The following is a 4,903-nucleotide window of genomic DNA, read 5'->3' as shown; positions in this document are numbered from 1 at the left end:
CCCGCGGAGCGGGTACCATATCGCTGCGCGATATGCAAGCGAAGCGGTTCGCGTTGCTCACCGCGCCCGGCAAGCCGGGCCAACTCCCTCCGCTGCGCTCCTGGAGTTGAGGGGGCCGGCCCGGCGTTGCGGGCCGGTGGGCCCCGCTGCGGGGGGCCCGGCTGGCGGGATGTCAGGTGCGGATAATTTCGCTTGTAGTAAGGGAGTTGACGGACGCTTCGCATCCGTCTGAGGGTGTGTCCGCTGCGCTCCCCCACCCTGGCCCTTCCGGCTGCGCCTCCAGGACCTGAAGCCCGCTACGCGGGCTTGGCTGGCTACAAGGGGGAGGGGTCGTTCGTTCGTGTCGGGTTCCAGTGTAGTGGGTACATCAGGTTGAGATGCAGCATGTACCATTGGCGGAAACACGGGACACTCTCCAGCTCATTAAGGATGGCCCACATGCAAAGCCTGTTAACCCTGATTGGCGCCATCCTCGGCGGTTCGCTAGTACTTCTAGGCGACTCCGTTCGACGTAGAGTGGAGAAACGGAAGGAAGCAGTGACTCGGCTCGTCACTGTAAGCGCTCAGCTCTCCTCCATGTACAACCGGTTATGCGGGCAAATCCTCGACGCAGCTGATACTGGCGCGGACGTAGCAGACCTGGCCGCCGCTGATCCCCTCCGCTACGAAGTAGCGACCCAGTTTTTCATGGCTCCTGGCAGTGAACAGCTCAGCTCTCACGCATCCCGTCTGATTGGCGCGTACAGCCGCCTTCGGGATGCATACGGGCAGGAATCGACCTGGTCTGCAGCTCGCGACGAGCACGGTGTGGCGGTGCGAGAGTTCGAAGCTGCCGTCCGCGCCATCGTGCACCGCGGCCACATCTGATGGTGTCTGAGAAAACATCGAATTAGTCGTCAGGGGACAACAGGTGTCTGGAATTCATCTCAAGGAACACCAGGTAGACCAGAAGTCGAGTTTCCGGAAGTGGGTGGGATTCCCTGCAAGGTCATCTGTGCCCGCTCAGGGGGCCCGGGGCACGATCGTGTCCGCGACCGGATCAGGGAAGACGATCACCGCCGCCGCGTGCGCGCTGGACTGCTTCCCGGACGGCCGGATCCTCGTCACCGTCCCCACCCTGGACCTGCTCGCCCAGACTGCCCAGGCGTGGCGCCTGATGGGCCACCGGGCGCCGATGGTCGCGGTGTGCTCGCTGGAGAACGACGCGGTCCTGAACGAGCTGGGGGTGCGCACCACCACGAACCCGGTACAGCTCGCTCTGTGGGCCGGGTCCGGGCCGGTGGTCGTGTTCGCCACGTACGCCTCCCTGGTGGACCGCGAGGACATCGACGCACCGATCGACCAGCGGAAGGTTCGCGGGCCGCTGGAGGCCGCTCTGGCGGGCGGAGAGCGGCTGTACGGCCAGCGGATGGCAGGCTTCGACCTCGCCATCGTGGACGAGGCCCACTCAACCGCAGGTGATCTCGGGCGGCCGTGGGCGGCGATCCACGACAACGCCCGGATCCCGGCGGACTTCCGGCTGTACCTGACCGCGACCCCGCGCATCCTGGCCGCAGCCCGGCCGCAGAGGGGCGCGGGCGGCCAGGAGCTGGAGCTCGCGAGCATGACCGACGACCCGGACGGCACGTACGGCGCGTGGCTGGCCGAGCTCGGACTGAGCGAGGCGATCGAGCGCGGCATCCTCGCGGGGTTCGAGATCGACGTGCTGGAGATCCGCGACCCCTCGCCGGTCCTCGGACTGTCGGAGGAGGCACTGCGGGGCCGGCGCCTGGCGCTCCTGCAGACAGCGCTCCTGGAGCACGCCGCCGCGTACAACCTCCGCACAGTCATGACGTTCCACCAGAAGGTAGAAGAGACCCGCGCGTTCGCGGAGAAACTGCCAAAGACCGCTGCCGAGCTGTACGTCAGCGACGCCTCCGACGATGACCTGGCGGCTGCGGACCGGTTGCCGAAGTCGTCGATCGACGCGGAGTTCTACGAGCTGGAGGTCGGCCGTCACGTCCCGCCGGACCGGGTGTGGTCGGCGTGGCTGTGCGGCGACCACCTCGTGTCCGAGCGGCGCGAGGTGCTGCGGCAGTTCGCCAACGGCGTCGACGCCAACAACCGGCGGGTGCACCGGGCGTTCCTCGCAAGCTGTCGCGTGCTCGGGGAAGGCGTCGACATCACCGGCGAGCGCGGCGTCGAAGCCGTCTGCTTCGCCGACACCCGCGGCTCGCAGGTGGAGATCGTGCAGAACATCGGCCGGGCGCTGCGGCTCAACCGCGACGGCAGCACCAAGGTGGCCAGGATCATCGTGCCGGTGTTCCTGGAGCCCGGCGAGGACCCGACCGACATGGTCGCCAGTGCCTCGTTCCGCCCCCTTGTGGCAGTCCTCCAGGGCCTGCGCAGCCACGATGAGCGCCTGGTCGAACAGCTCGCCTCCCGCGCCCTCACCAGCGGACAGCGCAAAGTCCACGTCCGGCGCGACGAGGACGGGCGGATCATCGGGGCCAGCGGCGAGGACCAGGAGCAGGACGACACACAGGCCGCAGCCGAATCTGCGCTGCTGCACTTCTCCAGCCCGCGCGACGCCATCACCATCGCCGCGTTCCTGCGCACCCGGGTCTACCGGCCGGAGTCTCTGGTGTGGCTGGAGGGCTACCAGGCTCTGCTGCGCTGGCGGGCGGAGAACGAGATCACCGGCCTGTACGCCGTCCCGTACGACACCGAGACCGAGGTCGGCGTCACGAAGGACTTCCCGCTCGGGCGGTGGGTGCACCAACAGCGCAAGGCCCTGCGCGCCGGGGAGCTCGAGGAGCGGCGCAAGACCCTGCTCGACGCTCCGGAGGCCGGGATGGTCTGGGAACCCGGCGAAGAGGCGTGGGAGAACAAGCTCGCCGCGCTCCGGTCGTACCGGCGGGCCACCGGGCACCTCGCCCCGCGTCAGGACGCGGTGTGGGGCGAGGGCCAGGCGATGGTGCCCATCGGACAGCACATGGCCAACCTCCGGCGGAAAGGATCGAAGAACGGCCTGGGCAAGGACCCGGAGCGGGCCGCCGTACGCGCGGCGCAGCTCACCGCGATCGACCCGGACTGGGACTGCCCGTGGCCGCTCGACTGGCAACGCCACTACCGCGTCCTCGCGGACCTGGTCGACGCCGACGGCAGCCTGCCCGACATCCAGCCCGGCGTACTGTTCGAGGGCGATGACATGGGACGGTGGCTGGAGCGGCAGAAGCAGCCAGGCACCTGGGCGCAGCTCTCTCCGGAGCAACAGGAGCGACTGACCGCGCTGGGCGTGCAGCCCGTCCAGGCGCAGATTCCCGCCCCGGCAGCCGCTCATGCGACGAAGGGCCCGAGCAAGGCGCAGGCGGCGTTCCAGCGCGGACTTGCAGCCCTCGCGCAATGGGTGGAACGCGAGGGCGCCGACCGACCCGTGCCGCGCGGCCACGCCGAGGAGATCTCGGTCAACGGCGTGACGGAGCCGGTGGTCGTGAAACTGGGCGTATGGGTCTCCAACACCAAGTCGAGACGGGACAAGCTCACGGCAGAGCAGCTGGACGCACTACGGAAGCTCGGCATGGACTGGGCATAGGCGAAAGGTGGGCCCAACGCTCCCGGATCGTGGCCGAGTACGACGCCGCGCCCAAGAACGAGAAGGGCGCGATCCCGGCGGAGCGGGAAGGATGGCTCGGCGAAGTCGAGGGCCTCCAGGTCAGCCTCGCCGGCGCACAGGGGCTCGACCCGGGGGAGCCCTACTCACCGCCGCTGGACGACCCGCGACGGCGGCGGGACGCCGCGTTTGACCTCAACGGCACCGCACGATACGGCGCGGTCCACGGCTCAATGCCCAGCAGTCCCTGGCGTTTGCCTTGGTGATGCCTCCCATCGCGCACGCATACGCGAGGAGGTTGGCGTCGTAAGGGAAGGTGATGCCGGGTCGCTGCCAGAAGCGGTAAAGCCAGTGCTCCGGCGGATCATCCGCGAACGGCGTCAGAGAACCAACCTCCTCATGCAGTACTACGGCGCCGTCGCGGAAGAGCGTGCCGGAGGTGCCGCCCTTGGGGTTGAAAAAGAGGCTGTAGGTGGTGGCCGGCGACAGCCTGCGTGCGAGTTCGTCGTCGTCCAGCTCATTCGAAAAGGGCTGGCTGACGATACAGCCCAGCGCGGTACCGGTGACGCCAACCACATACTTCCCGCCGGCGTCGAACAGGTCCATTTGATCCATCTCGGAATCCTGTTGGAATACAGGACACTCCGCAGGATCGGCACCGAGCCGACGGATGACCTCATCCTCACCGATGACATCGGTGAAGGTCACTCCCAGGCCTTCGGTATAGATCTTCTCAGCTGAGAAGACGCTGATCAGCTGGTCCGCCCGCGCCTGCTCGGCCCGTTGCGCAACCGTCAACGGCACTGCTCCGGGCGTGCCTGCTACCAAGGGTGCAAGGTCCGTCGTCAGGGCCAGCCGCCCCGGTGTCCACTTTTCCACGCACAGCCGCCACGCATCGGCTCCCGCCTCCAGCAGCACCTGCACGGTCTTCCCCTGCAGGTGCTCGACTGCCCACCACAAAGGCGTACGCCCCAGTTCATCAGGTATATCCACCTGCCGCGTGTAGGCGAGCATCGCGGTCACCGCCTCAGCAGCGCCCGCCGCTGCCGCCAGATGCAGGGGCGTCTCCTCAAATGACCCGCAGCGGGCAGTCGGAGACTCCCCTCCCGCAAGCCGCGCCCTGACAGATACCAGATCGTCCCAGTCCTGGAGATGCCAGAAGTCTCTCTCGCTCATCCCGTGATCATCGCAAACAGCACTGACAGCAACAGGGAAGTCTGAACCGCCCCGGGTCAGGTGGAGGCTCGATTTCATGAAAGGATCGAGTCATGGCACGACCTTCCCGTTACCCGCTTGAGCTGCGCCGACGTG

3 protein-coding genes are annotated in these 4,903 nt (G+C 67.6%); 2 read left to right on the top strand and 1 reads right to left on the bottom strand.

Features of this window, described 5'->3' with window-relative positions:
- The first annotated feature begins 438 nt into the window (after positions 1-438).
- Both ACZ3IC_RS34025 and ACZ3IC_RS34020 read left to right on the top strand, forming a co-directional pair.
- The gene (locus ACZ3IC_RS34025; RefSeq protein WP_467422570.1) at positions 439-867 is read left to right on the top strand and encodes a hypothetical protein; all 429 of its coding nucleotides are present in this window, start codon (positions 439-441) and stop codon (positions 865-867) included.
- Between the two features lie 43 nt (positions 868-910).
- Positions 911-3,574, top strand: coding sequence for a helicase associated domain-containing protein (locus ACZ3IC_RS34020; protein WP_467422568.1), 2,664 nt, complete (start codon positions 911-913; stop codon positions 3,572-3,574).
- A gap of 213 nt (positions 3,575-3,787) precedes the next feature.
- Here ACZ3IC_RS34020 and ACZ3IC_RS34015 read toward each other — a convergent pair whose 3' ends face one another.
- Entirely contained in the window at positions 3,788-4,768 is a 981-nt protein-coding gene (locus tag ACZ3IC_RS34015) for an ankyrin repeat domain-containing protein (RefSeq protein ID WP_467422566.1), read from the bottom strand.
- Positions 4,769-4,903: the final 135 nt, after the last annotated feature.

The sequence above is a fragment of the Streptomyces sp. NPDC002958 genome (assembly GCF_055563255.1).
This window is presented reverse-complemented; position numbering and strand designations above follow the sequence as displayed.

Bases quoted from the DNA above. Each gene is read 5' to 3' on its own strand.
- ACZ3IC_RS34015 (WP_467422566.1), bottom strand. From the start codon at position 4,768: ATGAGCGAGAGAGACTTCTGGCATCTCCAGGACTGGGACGATCTGGTA.
- ACZ3IC_RS34025 (WP_467422570.1), top strand. From the start codon at position 439: ATGCAAAGCCTGTTAACCCTGATTGGCGCCATCCTCGGCGGTTCGCTA.